The sequence below is a fragment of the Halomonas caseinilytica genome (assembly GCF_001662285.1).
Classification (GTDB): Bacteria; Pseudomonadota; Gammaproteobacteria; order Pseudomonadales; family Halomonadaceae; genus Halomonas; species Halomonas caseinilytica.
In genome coordinates this window covers 44,602-59,418 of the sequence record NZ_BDEO01000007.1, presented here as the reverse complement: position 1 = coordinate 59,418, position 14,817 = coordinate 44,602, and the positions used below count along the sequence as shown (strand labels likewise).

Genomic DNA, 14,817 nt, shown 5'->3' with positions numbered 1-14,817 from the left:
GGGCGTGAGCGGTGAGCACTTGCCTGGTGTATCTCGCCCCCGGATAGTGGCCTGCCGATAGCGTCTGCCGTCAGCGACGGGCTTGTGATACCTTGTCGCGATCATCTGGACCTGGATTGCCAAGGACTTCATGGACGCACAAGCCAAGATCATCGATCGTCTCGCCGAGGAACTCGGCGTTCGCGCGCCCCAGGTGGCGTCGACCGTGGAATTGCTCGACGGTGGTGCCACCGTTCCCTTCATCGCCCGTTATCGCAAGGAAGCGACCGGTGGCCTGGACGATACCCAGCTGCGGCAGCTGGAAGAGCGCTTAGGTTATCTGCGCGAGCTGGAAGAGCGCCGCGAGGCGGTGCTGGCCAGCATCGACGAACAAGGCAAGCTCACCGAGGCGCTGGCCGCCAGCATCCGCGCGGCCGACACCAAGCAGCGCCTGGAAGATCTCTACCTGCCGTATCGCAAGAAGCGTCGTACCAAGGCGCAGATCGCCCGTGAGGCCGGGCTGGAGCCCCTGGCGGAGGCGCTGCTCGCCGACCCGACCCTCTCGCCCGAGGAGCAGGCCGCCGGTTATCTGCGCGCGGCGGATGGCGATATTCCGGCCATCGAGGATGCCAAGTCGGCGCTGGACGGCGCCAAGCAGATCCTCATGGAACGTTTCGCCGAGGACCCTGAGCTGGTGGGGCAATTGCGCGAGCGGCTGTGGAGCGAAGGGGTGCTCAGTGCTCGGCTGATCGACGGCAAGGAGCGCGAAGGCGCCAAGTTTGCCGATTACTTCGAGCATGACGAGGCCATCGCCAAGGTGCCCTCGCATCGTGCCCTGGCCATGTTCCGAGGGCGTAACGAAGGGGTGCTGTCGCTGGCCATTCGCCTGCCGGGCGAGGAAGAGGCCACCGTTCATCCGGCGCAGGTGGCCATCGCCAGGCACTTCGAGATCCGGGATCAAGGACGTGCCGCCGACCGCTGGCTCGCTGAAGTGGTGCGCTGGACCTGGCGGGTCAAGCTCTACACCCATCTCGAAACCGAGCTGATGGGCCGTCTGCGCGAACGTGCCGAGACCGAGGCCATCGGCGTCTTTGCCGCCAATCTCAAGGATCTGTTGCTGGCCGCGCCGGCCGGTGCCAAGGCGACCCTGGCCATCGATCCTGGCCTGCGGACCGGCTGCAAGGTGGCCGTGGTCAGTGCCACCGGCCAGTTCCTGGACCAGTCGACCATTTTTCCCCATGCGCCTCGCCACCAGTGGAAGGAGTCGCTGGCCGAGCTGGCCAGGCTGGTGGAAGCCCACGACGTCTCCCTGATTGCCGTGGGCAACGGCACGGCCAGCCGCGAGACCGACAAGCTGGCGGGCGAGCTGGTCAAGGCCATGGCCGGGACGCGACGACTCTCCAAGGTGATGGTCAGCGAGGCCGGCGCCTCGGTCTATTCGGCATCGGAATATGCCGCCCGTGAACTGCCGGATCTCGATGTGACCGTCCGCGGGGCGGTGTCGATCGCCCGTCGCCTGCAGGACCCGCTGGCCGAGCTGGTCAAGATCGAGCCCAAGTCCATCGGCGTGGGCCAGTATCAGCACGATGTCTCCCAGGTTCAGCTCTCGCGTAGCCTGGAAGCCGTGATCGAGGATTGTGTCAATGCCGTGGGCGTGGACCTCAATACGGCGTCCTCGGCCCTGTTGTCGCGGGTGGCCGGCCTCAACGCCGGGCTGGCCGAGAACATCGTGGCCCGCCGTGATGCCGAGGGGGCCTTCCGCTCGCGTCGTCAGCTGCTGGATGTCAGCCGCCTGGGACCCAAGACCTTCGAGCAGTGCGCCGGCTTCTTGCGCATCATGAACGGTGACAATCCGCTGGATGCCAGTGCCGTGCACCCCGAGGCCTACCCGCTGGTGGAACGCATTGCCAGCCGCAGCGGCCGTGAACTGGCAGGACTGATCGGCGACAGCGCGACTCTCAAGTCGCTCAAGGCGGCCGACTTCGCCGACGAACGCTTCGGCGTGCCCACCGTCAACGATATTCTCAAGGAGCTGGACAAGCCCGGTCGTGATCCGCGTCCCGAATTCCGTGCCGCCGAATTCCGCGAAGGCGTGGAGACGCTCAAGGATCTGGAGCCGGGCATGGTGCTGGAAGGCAGCGTGACCAACGTCACCCACTTCGGCGCCTTCGTCGATATCGGCGTCCACCAGGATGGCCTGGTGCACATCTCGGCGCTGTCCAACAGCTTCGTCGAAGATCCCCGCTCGGTCGTCAAGGCCGGCGATATCGTCAAGGTCAAGGTCATGAGCGTGGATCTGGAGCGTTCGCGTATCGGTCTGACCATGCGCCTCGATGATCAGCCGGGCGAGGTCGAGAGCGACGGGCCGCGCAAGGGTGGTGAGTCCCGCGGGCGTGGCAAGGCGCCTCGTAAGGGAGGGGGCAAGTCGAAGGGACAGGCGTCCCGGGACGAGGGACAGCTCGGTGCCCTGGGAGCGGCGTTGCTCAAGGCCAAGCGCAATGGCTAGGCACGATTCGAAAATCTTGCAGGCAAGGTCTGGCAAGCCCCGCGGCGAGCCGCAGGATACGGTGAGGCATACCGAGCCGTGCATGGCTCGATATTCCGCCGCCGGGCCGGCAGCCTTGAATCGCCGTGTTTCGGCGCCATAATCTGGAATTCTATGGGTGCCGCGGCGCCTGACCGATAACCGGGAAGCCGGCCGTTCGCCCGACCGGCCGCCACGACATGGGGTGTCATCTTGTCCGAATCGCTCTCCACCCTCATCGAACGACTCAGCGGGCCGGCCAGCCAGGGGCGCTTCGGCCGCCTGCGACGAGGCATCGAGAAAGAGGGATTACGCGTCGACGCCGAAGGGCGCATCGCCCAGACGCCGCATCCCGCCGATTTCGGCTCGAAGCTGACCCATCCGCATATCACCACGGATTATTCCGAGGCATTGCTCGAGTACATCACGCCGGTCTACAGCCGGCCCGAGGAGGCGCTGGCCTTTCTCGCCGACCTGCATCGGTTCAGTTATCGCCGCCTGAACGGCGAGCTGATCTGGCCGGCCAGCATGCCGGCCCGGCTCGACGGCAACGAGAGCATTCCCATTGCCGATTACGGCCGTTCCAACGTGGGCATGATGAAGCATGTCTACCGCAAGGGGCTGGACGTGCGTTACGGGCGCATCATGCAGGCCATTGCCGGCGTGCATTACAACGTCTCCCTGCCGGACGATTTCTGGGCGCTGCTCAAGACGCTGGACGGCGATGAGCAGACGTCCATGCAGGATTACCGCTCGTCGCGTTACTTCGACCTGATCCGCAACTTCCGTCGCCATAGCTGGCTGCTGCTCTATCTGTTCGGGGCCTCGCCCGCGGTGGATCGCAGCTTCCTGCCCGATGGTCGTGTGCCGGAAGGACTCAGGCCCCATGGCGAGCACACTCTGGTCTCGCCCTATGCGACCAGCCTGCGGATGTCCGATCTGGGCTACCAGAACAAGGTACAGGCGCAGCTCAAGATCTGTTTCAACTCGCTGTCCAACTACGTCAACACCCTGCGACATGCCATCTCGACCCCCTGGCCCGACTATGGCGCGCTGGGCGTGAAGGGCGACGGCGACGCTTGGCAACAGCTCAATGCCAATATCCTGCAGATCGAGAACGAATACTACAGCGACATCCGTCCCAAGCGAGTCGCGCGGCACGACGAGACGCCGAGCCAGGCGCTGGAAGCGCGGGGTGTCGAGTACATCGAGGTGCGCTGTCTCGATCTCGATCCCTTCGATCCCCTGGGCTTCGATGCCACCCGGAGCCGCTTCGTCGATACCTTCCTGATGTGGTGCCTGCTCTCGGAAAGCCCCTGGATCACCGACGAGGAATGCGAGCATCTCGACGACAATCGTCGACTGGTCGTGTCGCGCGGGCGCGATCCCGAACTGCGCCTGGATCACCATGGCCGCAAGCGTTCCATCGCCGACTGGGGGCACGAGATCTTCGTCGAGCTGCGCGAGGTCGCCATGCTGCTCGATCGGCTGGAGGAGGGGGCGCCGCATGCCGAGGCCCTGGCCGAGCTGACGCCCTGGCTCGATGACCCGACGCTAACGCCTTCCGGCCGCCTGCTGAAACGCCTGGAGCAGGATGGCGGGGAATTCGTCGATGTCATCATGGACTTGGCCCGGGAGCAGGCCGAGCAGCTTCGGGATGAACCCATCGGGCCGGCCCGTTCGGCGCTCTTCGATCAGTTGGTGGAAACCTCGCACCAGCAGCAGGGAGAAATAGAAGCGGCAGAAAGCGAGAGCTTCAGTGACTTCCTGGCCGACTACTTTGACCGTGCCCGGGAATCCCGGGCCTTGACGCCATTGAGAGCCGCGGGAGGCCAATCATGATAATGGAGCTCGAGGAATGGAGCGTGCGTCGCTGGAGCCTGGCGGGATTGGCGTTCTGCGTGCTGATGATGGCGGTGGCCCTGGGGCTGGAGCATGGCGCCGGCCTGGAGCCTTGTCCGCTGTGCATCTTTCAGCGGGTGGCCGTGATCGTCGCAGGCGTAGTGTTCGCGCTCGCCGCCTGGCATGACCCGAAGGGGCGTGCCGGCGCGGCGCTCTATGGGCTCCTGGGCGTGGTGGCAGTCGGCACCGGGATTGGCCTGGCCGGCCGCCACCTTTGGTTGCAGTCGTTGCCGGCGGATCAGGTGCCGAGCTGTGGCCCGGGGCTCGACTACATGATGGAAATCCTGCCATTGCGCGAAGTGCTGGCCACGGTGCTGACCGGCTCGGGCGAGTGCGCCGAGGTGAGCGCGAGCCTGCTGGGCCTGTCGTTGCCCGGCTGGACCTTGATCGGATTCGTGGTGCTGATGCTGGCGCCCCTGGGGCTGCTGGTGAAATCATTGCGTCGCGACCATGGCTATCGTTGGCAGGGGGTACCCGATCGGGATTGACAGTGCCACCGGCAGGGGTGAGTCTGTTGCTCAAGGTCGGCGGTCCACTCGAGGGAGACACCCATGCTGGAAGACTGCAAGAACGCGCAGGAACGCTGGGGTGGCGTTCATCAACTGATCGATCGCTGGCTCGCCGAGCGGCGGGCGTTGCTGACGAATTTCCGCGAGTTGCAGGAGGCTTGCGACGCCGATCTCGAAGCCTTGAACAAGGCGCGCATCGATGCCTTCAGCGAGCTGTTGATGGATTACATCAGTGCCGGCCACTTTGAAGTCTACCCCCAGCTGCGTGCCGAGGCCGAGGCGTTCGACGACAACGCCGCCCTGGCGCTGGCGGATAGCCTGCTGCAACGTCTCGACATGTCCACCGAGCTGGTGCTGGCCTTCGACGAGGATTATGGCAGCGCCACGCGTTGCGAGTACTACATGTCGCGCCTGCCCGCCTGGCTTGATCGCTTGCAGAAGGGGCTTACCGAGCGCTTCTCCCTGGAGGACCGACTGATCGGTCGTCTGCACGCTGCTCACGCCCCCGACGCCGCCAGCGCCGAACTTCATGCCGGCAGCTCGCCGAGGGCCTGAGGGCCCCGGTTTCGCCGGAAGAAGATCGCGGCTGGCGCCGCTGGAAGAAAGAAGGATGGCGCTTCGCGCCTGGAAGAGGAAAGAAAAACCTTGATGCCTCAAGCCTCGGGGCTAACCTTGGACTCTTCACTCTTCACTCTTCACTCTTCACTCTTCACTCTTCACTCTTCACTCTTCACTCTTACGACTTTTCCTCCCTTTTGGGCCGAGCACCAGCATGCAGGGCGTCAGCAACAGCGTCAGCCCCGTGGCGAAGGTCAGGCCACCGGCGATGGCGCTGGACAGCTGCCCCCACCATTGGGTCGAGGGGGCGCCCAGGCCAAGCCTGGGCGCGAAGAGGTCGACGTTGATCTCGAGCACCATTGGCATCAGCCCGAGTACCGTGGTCACGGCAGTGAGCAGCACCGGTCGCAGGCGCAATCCCCCCGCCTGGAGCGCGGCTTCGCTCGGCGAGAGCCCTTCATCGCGCAATTGATTGAAGGTATCGATCAACACGATGTTGTTGTTCACCACGATGCCGGCCAGGGCGATGATGCCCATGCCAACCATGACGATACCGAAGGGTTGGCCGTTGACCAGCAGGCCGAGCAGCACACCGGCAGTGGAGAAGACGATGGCCGACAGCACCAGTAGCGTCTGGTAGAGACTGTTGAACTGAGTGACCAGAATCAGCGCCATCAGGCAGATCGCCACCAGAAAGGCGGTGACCAGGAAGTTCATGGCTTCCTGCTGGTCTTCCTGTTCACCGGCGACCTGGACGCTGACTCCATCGGGCAACGACGCCATGGCATCGGACAGCGCGCGCAGGCGCTCGTCGGGACGTTCGCCGGCCGTGACATCGGCTTCCAGCGTGATGGCGCGACGGCCATCGATACGGTGCAGAGTGCTGACCTTGGGGGCCGGTTCGATGCTGACGAAGTTCGAGATCGGCACCTGACCGCGAGAGGTGTTCAGCGTCAAGCGATCGAGCTGATCCAGGGAGCGAGACCCCTCCGGCAGGCGTACGCGGATATCGACCTCATCGTCGACGCCGGCGGGGCGGTAGCTGGCCACCTGCAGGCCGGTGGTGAGCAGTTGCACGGCGCTGCCGACGGTGGCCACATCGGTGCCGAAGCGTGCGGCGGCCTCGCGATCCACCTTGATGCGCCACTCCACGCCGGGCAGGCTGCGATTGTCCTCGATGTCGCGGAAGCCGCCCAGCTCTTGCATGGCCTGGCGCAGCGATGCCACGGCCGCCTCGGCCTGCTCGCTCGTGGTGGCGCTGATCTCCAGCACGATGGGCTTGCCGGCGGCCGGCCCTTGTTCCTGCTCGCGAAACTCCAGCTTGACGCCGGGAATGTCATCGGTGCGCTTGGCCATGTCGGCGAGAATCTCGCTGGCCGGCCGCCGCTCGTGCCAGTCGATCAACTGGAACTGCAGAACCCCGATGACGTCAGCGCCGAGCTGCTGGTCGGAAGTGGCGAAGGAGCGTGCATAGAGCGCCTGGATCTCGCTCATGTCGGTGAGGCGTGCTTCGACCCGCTGGACGATGGCGTCGTTCTCTTTTGCGGAGAAGTCACCTCGCGAGTGCACGAGAATCTGGGCGCTGTCGGGCTCCACGCTGGGAAAGAATTCCACACCATGGTTGAAGCGGGCATAGGCGGTATAGGCCAGCGCCATCAGCAGCAAGGCAACCAGCAGGGTAAGCCCTGGCCGGGTCAGCAAGCGGGCCAGCAGGGCGCGATACAGGCGGCCACCCGGGGTGATCAGCTCGGTGTCGCTCAATGCCCGGCCGCTGCGGGCGCCGAACACGCCGCCCAGGGTGGGCAGGAAGATCAGGGCCATGGCCAGGGAAGCCAGCAGGCAGAGGATGACCGTGGCCGGCAGGTACTTCATGAACTCGCCCACCACGCCGGGCCAGAACAGCAAGGGAACGAAAACGGCCAGAGTGGTGGCCGTGGAGGCGATGACAGGCCAGCTCATGCGGCTGGCGGCATTGATCCAGGCATCGTGTGGCGCCTGGCCCTGACGCAGGTGGCGGTCGGCCAGTTCGCTGACGACGATGGCGCCGTCGACCAGCATGCCAGCGACCAGGATCAGGGCGAACAGCACGACCATGTTGAGGGTGAAGCCGATGGCCCAGATCAGCAGGATGCCGGTGAGAAAGGCGCCGGGGATGGTCAGGCCCACCATCAGAGCAGGGCGCAGCCCCATGGCGGCGAGGATCACGATCAGTACCAGTACCACGGCAGTGAGGACATTGTTGAGCAGTTCCGAGAGCATCGAGTCGACCATCTCGGACTGGTCCATGATGGTGGTCACCTCGAGGGCATCGGGCAGCAGGCCATCGGCCTCGTCGAGCAGGTCGTTCACCGATTCGATGGTGGCGATGATGTTGGCGCCGGCACGCTTGGCGATTTCCAGCACCAGGGCCGGCTGCCCGTCGATGCGGGCGAAGCCCTGGGGATCCTTGAAAGTGGGATGGATCCAGCCGACATCCCCGAAGGTGACCACCCGGTCGCCATCGACCTTGACCGGCATCTTCATCACGTCCTCGAGCTGCTCGATCACCCCGGGGACCTTGAGCGCCAGGCGGCCGGCTCCGGTATCCAGGCTGCCCGCCGCCACGAGTCGGTTGTTGCGGCTCACTCGATTGAACAGGGTCTCGAAGTCGACGCCATAGCTGTCCAGCACCAGGGGATCGACGACGATTTCCAGCAGGTTCTCCCGGTCGCCGCCGATATCGACCTCGAGCACTTCGGGGATGCCCTCGATCTCTTCCTTGAGACGGCGGGCCACGCTGACGCGTCGGCTTTCCTCGATCGGCCCCGACAGGCCGATGGAGAGTACCGGAAACAGCCCGACGTTGACCTCCACGACCCGGGGTTCCTCGGCCTCGTCGGGCAGATCGGCCTTGGCGATGTCGACCTGCTCTCGGACATCGGTCAGAGCCTGGTCGGGATCGAAGCCGGGATCGAATTCCAGGTTCAGGGAGGCGTGGCCTTCGCCGGCCTGGGCGGTCAGCTTGCGTAGCCCCTCGATGCTGCGCAGTTCCTGCTCCATGGGCCGGACCAGCAGGCGTTCGGCGTCTTCCGGACTGACGCCCTCCAGCGTCATCGACACGTAGATGACGGGAATGGGGATATCCGGATTGGCTTCCTTGGGGACTGCCTGCCAGGCACCAAGCCCCGCCAGTAACAGCGCGATCAGCAACAGCAGGGTGGTGCGCGAGCGGTCCAGCGCCGCCGAGATCAGCGTGCGCATGATCAGGGGTACTCCGCGTCGGCTGGCGTGGTGGTGTCGTCGACCGGTACCGGCGTGACGGCATCGCCGGGATCGACGAAGCCACCTCCCAGGGTAATCAGGCGAACCTTCTCGGGGAGCCCCGTGACCCGGGCCTGTTCGTCGTCACTGCTGATCAGTTCGACGGTGTCGCGGACCACCCGGTCCTGGTCGTTCAGGTGCTTGACGGCCAACCGGCCTTGTTCGTCGAGTACCAGCAGTGCCGGCGAGAGGCGGTGTACGCGGCGTGACGGCAGTGTCAATTCGAGCGTGGCGCTGGCGCCAGCCAAGCGGCGGTGCTCGGGGTTGGCCAGGTCGACCTCGATGGCGAAGCTGCGCGTGGCGTCGTCGGCTTGGCTGGCGATATAGGTGAGCTCGCCTTCGAGGGTGGAGCCATCGAGCAGGCGTACCCGAGCAGCAAGGCCTGGCGTCAACGAGAGCGCCTTGCGTTGAGGCACCCAGGCCTTGGCGGTGAGCCGTGAATCATCAACCAGGCGTCCCCAGCTTTCACCCGCCTGGAGCAGTTCGCCCGGGTCGACATCGATCCTGTCCAGCACGCCGGAGAACGGCGCCTCGGTCCGGGTATCCTCCCGTTGTTGGCGCAGATCGGCCAGTTCGGCGGCGGCGGCACTCACCGCGCTCTGGCGGCGAAGGAAATCGGGGGTAGAGATGAGCTCGCGATCGCGTAACCCGCGAGCGCCCGATAACTCGGCACGGGCCAGGGCCAGCTCCGCTTCGGCCTGTTCCAGGCGCTCGGGCAGGGCGTCTTGCTCGAGACGCAGCAGTTCGTCGCCACGCTCGACGCGCGCTCCCTGCGAAACCGGGAGGGCTTCCACGCGACCGGATCGGCGAGCGCGCAGCTCCAGCTCCCGGTATGCCTCGAGATGCCCTTGTACCGTCAGTGTCGGCGCATAGGGTTCGGCCAGACGCGTTTCGATCTCGACCCGGGGCGGGGGCGGCGTTTCGGACTCCGCCGTTGGTGGCGGGTCGTCGCGAAAGCTCGACAGGTCGCCGAAGGCGAGCCACAGCAGCAAGGCGAGGCCAAGCACGATGGCCAACAGAACGGAAGAAGCGGGGCGTCGGCGCGGCATTCGAACCTTCCCTGGTGAGTCACGCAACATCGGTGCGCAGAAAGCGAAATCATCTCAGCATAGTGGCGCCGAGTAAAAGCGTGATGTCGCGAAACGGGCTAGTCTCAGGTCGAATTGAGTTTTGTGCACTGCAGGCATACCATTTCCTCGGTTCGAATCCCGGCCGAGGCGGGTCCCTGGCCCGCCTGGCTCATCCGCACGGCGACAACCGAAGGAGCCACGATGAAAGACCCCGTCCGTATAGCCATTACCGGTGCCGCAGGTCAGATCAGCTATTCCCTGGCGTTTCGCATCGCGTCCGGCGACATGCTGGGCAAGGACCAACCGGTCATCCTGCAGCTGCTCGAGATTCCGCCGGCCATGGACGCCCTCAACGGCGTGGTGATGGAGCTCAACGACTGCGCCTTCCCGCTGGTGCAGGACATCATCGCCTCCGACGATCCCAATGTCGCCTTCAAGGATGCCGATTTTGCCCTGCTGGTCGGCGCGCGTCCGCGTGGGCCGGGCATGGAGCGCAAGGATCTGCTCGAGGCCAATGCGGCCATCTTCTCCGTGCAGGGCAAGGCGCTGAACGACAACGCCAGCCGTGACGTGCGCGTGCTGGTGGTGGGCAACCCGGCCAATACCAACGCCCTGATTGCTTCCTGCAACGCCCCGGACCTGGATGCCGGCCAGTTCACGGCGATGATGCGCCTCGATCACAATCGCGCCAAGACCCAACTGGCGCAGAAGGTGGGCAAGCACGTCAACGACGTCGAGTCCATGATCGTCTGGGGCAACCACAGTGCCACCCAGTATCCGGACCTGGCCCACTGCAAGGTGGATGGCAAGCCGGCGCTCGATCTGGTCGATCAGGACTGGTACGAGAACGACTTCATTCCGACCGTGCAGCAGCGTGGAGCCGCCATCATCAAGGCGCGTGGCGCGTCTTCCGCCGCTTCAGCGGCCTCCGCGGCGATCGACCACATGCGCGACTGGGCGCTGGGCAGCGACGGCATCGTCAGCATGGGAATTCCCGCCGATGGCAGCTATGGCATCGAGCCGGGCATCATGTATTCCTACCCGGTGGTCTGCAAGGACGGCAAGTACGAGATCGTCCAGGACCTGGAGGTCGGCGACTTCAGCCGCGAGCGCATGAACGCCACCGAGCAGGAACTGCGTGAAGAACGGGCCGCCGTCGAGCATCTGCTTGGGTAAGCCTGAAGCTTGAAGGGCGGCGCTGCGCGCCTGGAAGGAAAAACAGAAAACCCCGCTCGAGGTGACTCCTGGCGGGGTTTTCTTATGGCTTTGAGCTTCCAGCTTCGAGCTCCGAACCGGCGAAGCCGGTTCAGTCGCGCAGGCTGATGATTCGCCAGCCGCGTGCTTCGGCAGTGTCGCGCAGGGTTGCGTCCGGGTCCACGGCCACGGGGTGATCGACCTTCTCCAGCAGCGGCAAGTCGTTGTGGGAGTCGCTGTAGAACCAGGCGTCGTCCAGGGTTTCCTCGCGATCGGCCAGCCAGGCCATGAGGCGCTCGACCTTGCCCTCCCGGTAGCTCGGAGTGCCGCTGACCCGGCCGGTGTAGCGGCCATCGATCATTTCGGGCTCCACGGCGATCAAGTCGTCGATCCCGAGTCGCTTGGCAATGGGGCCGGTGATGAAACGATTGGTGGCGGTAATGATCAACAGGGTATCGCCGCGCGCTCGGTGATGGGCCACCAGCTCCTCGCCCCGCGGCAGGATGCTGGGCTCGATCTTGCTGGCCATGAACTGCTGGTGCCAGGCCGCCAGTTGTTCGGGGGTGTTGTCCGCGAGCGGTTTCAAGGCCACTTCCAGAAAAGCGTGCATGTCGAGGGTGCCGGCTTCATAGTCCGCCATGAAACGGTCATTGGCCTGTTTGTAGGCGACGGGGTCCACGGCACCCTGTTCGAGCAGGAACTCGCCCCAGGCATGGTCGCTGTCGATCGAGAGCAGGGTGTGGTCCAGGTCGAAGATGGCGAGGCTCACGGCATTCCTCTTGGCGGTTGGGAGGGAGGCAAAGCCGCGATTATGTCAGACGTCAGAAGGGGATTCGAGCGTGGCGAATCCCCTTATTGAACCCTTTCACGCGCTTGTGGAAGAATGGCTTCAATACTGGATTCATAAGGTGAAGCCCGTGATCGACGCAGACGGCTTTCGCCCTAACGTTGGCATCATCATCACCAACGATCGAGGGCAGCTGCTATGGGCGCGTCGGGTTGGGCAGAATGCGTGGCAGTTTCCCCAGGGAGGCATCAAGTCGAACGAGACACCGCAACAGGCACTGTTTCGTGAGTTGCACGAGGAAATCGGCCTTACCGCCGACGACGTCGAAGTGCTTGGCTGCACCAGGGGCTGGCTGCGCTATCGCCTGCCACGACGCATGGTCCGCACACACTGCCGACCGGTGTGCATCGGACAGAAACAGAAGTGGTTCCTGCTGCGGATCCGCTGTCGGGATAACCGGATCTGCATGGACGGCGGTCCGGCCAAGCCAGAGTTTGATGGCTGGCGATGGGTCAGCTACTGGTATCCCCTGGGACAGGTCGTGCCCTTCAAGCGGGAGGTCTATCGCCGTGCATTGCGCGAGCTGTCGCCCAGAGCACAGCGCCTGGCTCTCGAACGGAGCTGACGACCCGAGACGAGCCGGGAGTTACCCCGGCGCCATACTCCGCGAGGCGAGAGACAACAAAAATGGATAGCAGGACGCCGATGCTCGAGGTGTTGCGGCGCATCATCCTCGAGGTCAACGGGGCTCGCAACCTGGATGCCGCCTTGTCGACCATGGTGCGCCGCATTCGGAAGGCCATGCGTACCGACGTGTGCTCCTTCTATCTCTTCGATGCCGACCTTGACCGGTTGGTGTTGATGGAGACCATTGGCCTGCGCACCCAGGCGGTGGGGCAGGTGACCTTGCCGGTCGGGGAAGGGTTGGTGGGCCTCGTGGCGAAGCGCGAGGAACCGCTGAATCTCGAGGATGCCCAGGCTCACCCGCATTTCCGCTATTTCGAGGCCACCGGCGAGGAGCGGTACTCCAGCTTTCTCGGCGTTCCCATCATCCATCAGCGTCGCATGCTGGGCGTGCTGGTCGTGCAGCAGTCCGAAAAACGCCGGTACGATGAAGCCGACGAAGCCTTCCTGGTCACCATGGCCGCGCAGTTGGCCGGTGTGCTGGCTCACGCCCTGGCCACCGGGAGCCTGAGCCGGCCGACCCTGCCGGGCGGGCAGGCGACCTTTACCGGTGTGGCGGCCTCGCCGGGCATGGCCATCGGTGAGGCCGTGGTGATTGCGCCGCCGGCGGATCTCGATAGCGTGCCGGATTTGATTCCCACCGATGAAGAGTACGAGATCGAACGTCTGCGCGAGGCCATCGGCAAGGTGCGCGACGAGATTCGTTCGGCGGGCGAGCGTCTGGCCAACCGCATTTCCTCCCAGGAACTGGCCTTGTTCGATGTCTACCAGCAGATGCTGGGCGAGGCGGCACTGTCCCAGGAGGTGGTCAAGCGCATCCGGGAGGGGCAGTGGGCGCCGGGAGCGCTGGCCGATGTGGTGCGGCGTCATGTCCAGTATCTGGAACGCGTGGATGACGACTACTTGCGCGAGCGGGCCGCCGACGTTCGCGATCTGGGGCGTCGCGTGCTGGCGCACTTGCAGGAAGGCACCAGTGCGACGCCGGACAGCTATCCGGAGAATACCATCCTGGTGGGCGACGAGATCAGCGTGTCCGTGCTGGGCGAAGTGCCGCGGGAGCGTCTGGGCGGCCTGGTGTCGGTGCGCGGCTCGAGTACGTCTCACGTGGCCATCGTGGCTCGTGCCATGGGTATTCCCACGGTGCTGGGCATGGTCGACTTGCCGTTGCCGCGCCTCAACGGTGCCCGGGTGGTGCTGGACGGGCACCGTGGTCGGCTGTTCGTGCGCCCCGGCGACGAGCTGGAGCGGCGTTACCAGAGCATGATCGATGAGGAGCGGGCGCTGACCGAGGTGCTCGAGCACGAGCAGGATCAGCCGAGCCGCACCCCGGACGGCCATGATATGCCGTTGATGGTCAATACCGGCCTGGCGGTGGATGCGATGGCCTCGCTGAAGGCACGTATCGGTGGTGTGGGGCTGTACCGCACTGAAGTGCCCTTCATGATCACCGAGCGTTTCCCGGGGGAGCAGGAGCAGACCCGGCTTTACCGCGAACAGCTCGAGGGGTTCGCGCCCTTGCCGGTGGTGATGCGGACGCTGGACATCGGCGGCGACAAGGACCTGCCCTACTTTCCCATCGACGAGGCCAATCCCTTCCTGGGGTGGCGTGGCATTCGGGTGACTCTGGATCATCCGGAAGTCCTGATGGTGCAATTGCGTGCCATGCTGCGTGCCTCCCAGGGGCTCGACAATCTCCAGATACTCTTGCCGATGGTGACCAACGTCGGTGAGGTCGACGACGCCTTGCGTCTTCTGGAGCGCGCCATCAGCGAGCTCGGTGAGGAAGGCGTGACGGTGGCCAGGCCCCGAGTGGGTGTGATGATCGAGGTGCCGGCCACGCTCTACCAGCTCGGTGCCCTGGCAAAACGCGTCGATTTCTTCTCGGTGGGCAGCAACGACCTGACTCAGTATCTGTTGGCGGTCGATCGCAACAACCCCCGAGTCGCGGAGCTCTATGACGCTTGCCATCCGGCGGTGCTGTCCGCGCTGGCGCAGCTGGCGGCAGAGGCCCGGGCGCTCGAGGTGCCGGCGTCGGTGTGCGGCGAACTGGCCGGTGATCCGGCGGGTGCCTTGCTGTTGATGGGCATGGGCTTCGAGGCGCTGTCCATGAACGCGCCGAGCCTGCCCAAGGTCAGGGCGGCCGTCCGGCGGGTTTCCCTGGCGGCCGCGAAGCAACTGGTCGAGGACACCTTGCGGCTCGACTCTCCTCTGGAGGTGCGTCGGCATCTGGATCGGTGCATGGGGGAATGGCAACTGAGCCACCTGCTGCCGCCGAAGGATTGAGAGCGGCCAACGGCCGGTGGCAGGAAG

10 protein-coding genes are annotated in these 14,817 nt (G+C 65.0%); 7 read left to right on the top strand and 3 right to left on the bottom strand.

The features are described from left to right. Positions 1 to 130: 130 nt before the first annotated feature. The 4 genes from HSDC_RS08010 (at position 131) to rsd (ending at position 5,469) form a co-directional block, all read left to right on the top strand. Positions 131 to 2,485, top strand: coding sequence for a Tex family protein (locus tag HSDC_RS08010; protein ID WP_064699424.1), 2,355 nt, complete (start codon positions 131 to 133; stop codon positions 2,483 to 2,485). A gap of 231 nt (positions 2,486 to 2,716) precedes the next feature. Beyond that, positions 2,717 to 4,345, top strand: a complete 1,629-nt coding sequence (gshA, locus tag HSDC_RS08005) for a glutamate--cysteine ligase (RefSeq protein ID WP_064699423.1) — start codon at positions 2,717 to 2,719, stop codon at positions 4,343 to 4,345. Next, on the top strand, positions 4,342 to 4,893 hold the full coding sequence (locus HSDC_RS08000; protein WP_064699422.1) for a disulfide bond formation protein B: 552 nt from the start codon (positions 4,342 to 4,344) through the stop codon (positions 4,891 to 4,893). Before gshA ends, HSDC_RS08000 begins: the two co-directional genes overlap by 4 nt. A 63-nt stretch (positions 4,894 to 4,956) precedes the next feature. After that, positions 4,957 to 5,469 carry a sigma D regulator gene (gene rsd / locus HSDC_RS07995; protein ID WP_064699421.1) on the top strand — a complete coding sequence of 171 codons (513 nt, stop codon included), beginning with the start codon at positions 4,957 to 4,959 and terminating at the stop codon, positions 5,467 to 5,469. A 168-nt stretch (positions 5,470 to 5,637) separates the two neighbouring features. Here rsd and HSDC_RS07990 read toward each other — a convergent pair whose 3' ends face one another. Both HSDC_RS07990 and HSDC_RS07985 read right to left on the bottom strand, forming a co-directional pair. After that, a complete protein-coding gene (locus HSDC_RS07990) occupies positions 5,638 to 8,712 on the bottom strand; it encodes an efflux RND transporter permease subunit (RefSeq protein WP_064699420.1) in 3,075 nt (1,024 codons plus the stop codon). A 2-nt stretch (positions 8,713 to 8,714) separates the two neighbouring features. Further along, on the bottom strand, positions 8,715 to 9,821 hold the full coding sequence (locus tag HSDC_RS07985; protein WP_064699419.1) for an efflux RND transporter periplasmic adaptor subunit: 1,107 nt from the start codon (positions 9,819 to 9,821) through the stop codon (positions 8,715 to 8,717). 222 nt (positions 9,822 to 10,043) lie between these two features. On the opposite strand from HSDC_RS07985, the gene HSDC_RS07980 reads away from it, so the two are divergent. Continuing rightward, on the top strand, positions 10,044 to 11,018 hold the full coding sequence (locus HSDC_RS07980; protein WP_064699418.1) for a malate dehydrogenase: 975 nt from the start codon (positions 10,044 to 10,046) through the stop codon (positions 11,016 to 11,018). Between the two features lie 130 nt (positions 11,019 to 11,148). Here HSDC_RS07980 and HSDC_RS07975 read toward each other — a convergent pair whose 3' ends face one another. Next, positions 11,149 to 11,805, bottom strand: a complete 657-nt coding sequence (locus HSDC_RS07975) for a histidinol-phosphatase (protein ID WP_064699417.1) — start codon at positions 11,803 to 11,805, stop codon at positions 11,149 to 11,151. A 148-nt stretch (positions 11,806 to 11,953) separates the two neighbouring features. Between HSDC_RS07975 and HSDC_RS07970 the strand changes: the two genes are divergently transcribed. After that, complete coding sequence (locus HSDC_RS07970; RefSeq protein WP_064699767.1) at positions 11,954 to 12,448, top strand: RNA pyrophosphohydrolase; 495 nt, start codon at positions 11,954 to 11,956, stop codon at positions 12,446 to 12,448. 80 nt (positions 12,449 to 12,528) lie between these two features. Next, positions 12,529 to 14,790 carry a phosphoenolpyruvate--protein phosphotransferase gene (gene ptsP / locus HSDC_RS07965; protein ID WP_064699416.1) on the top strand — a complete coding sequence of 754 codons (2,262 nt, stop codon included), beginning with the start codon at positions 12,529 to 12,531 and terminating at the stop codon, positions 14,788 to 14,790. The last annotated feature ends 27 nt before the right edge of the window (positions 14,791 to 14,817 follow it).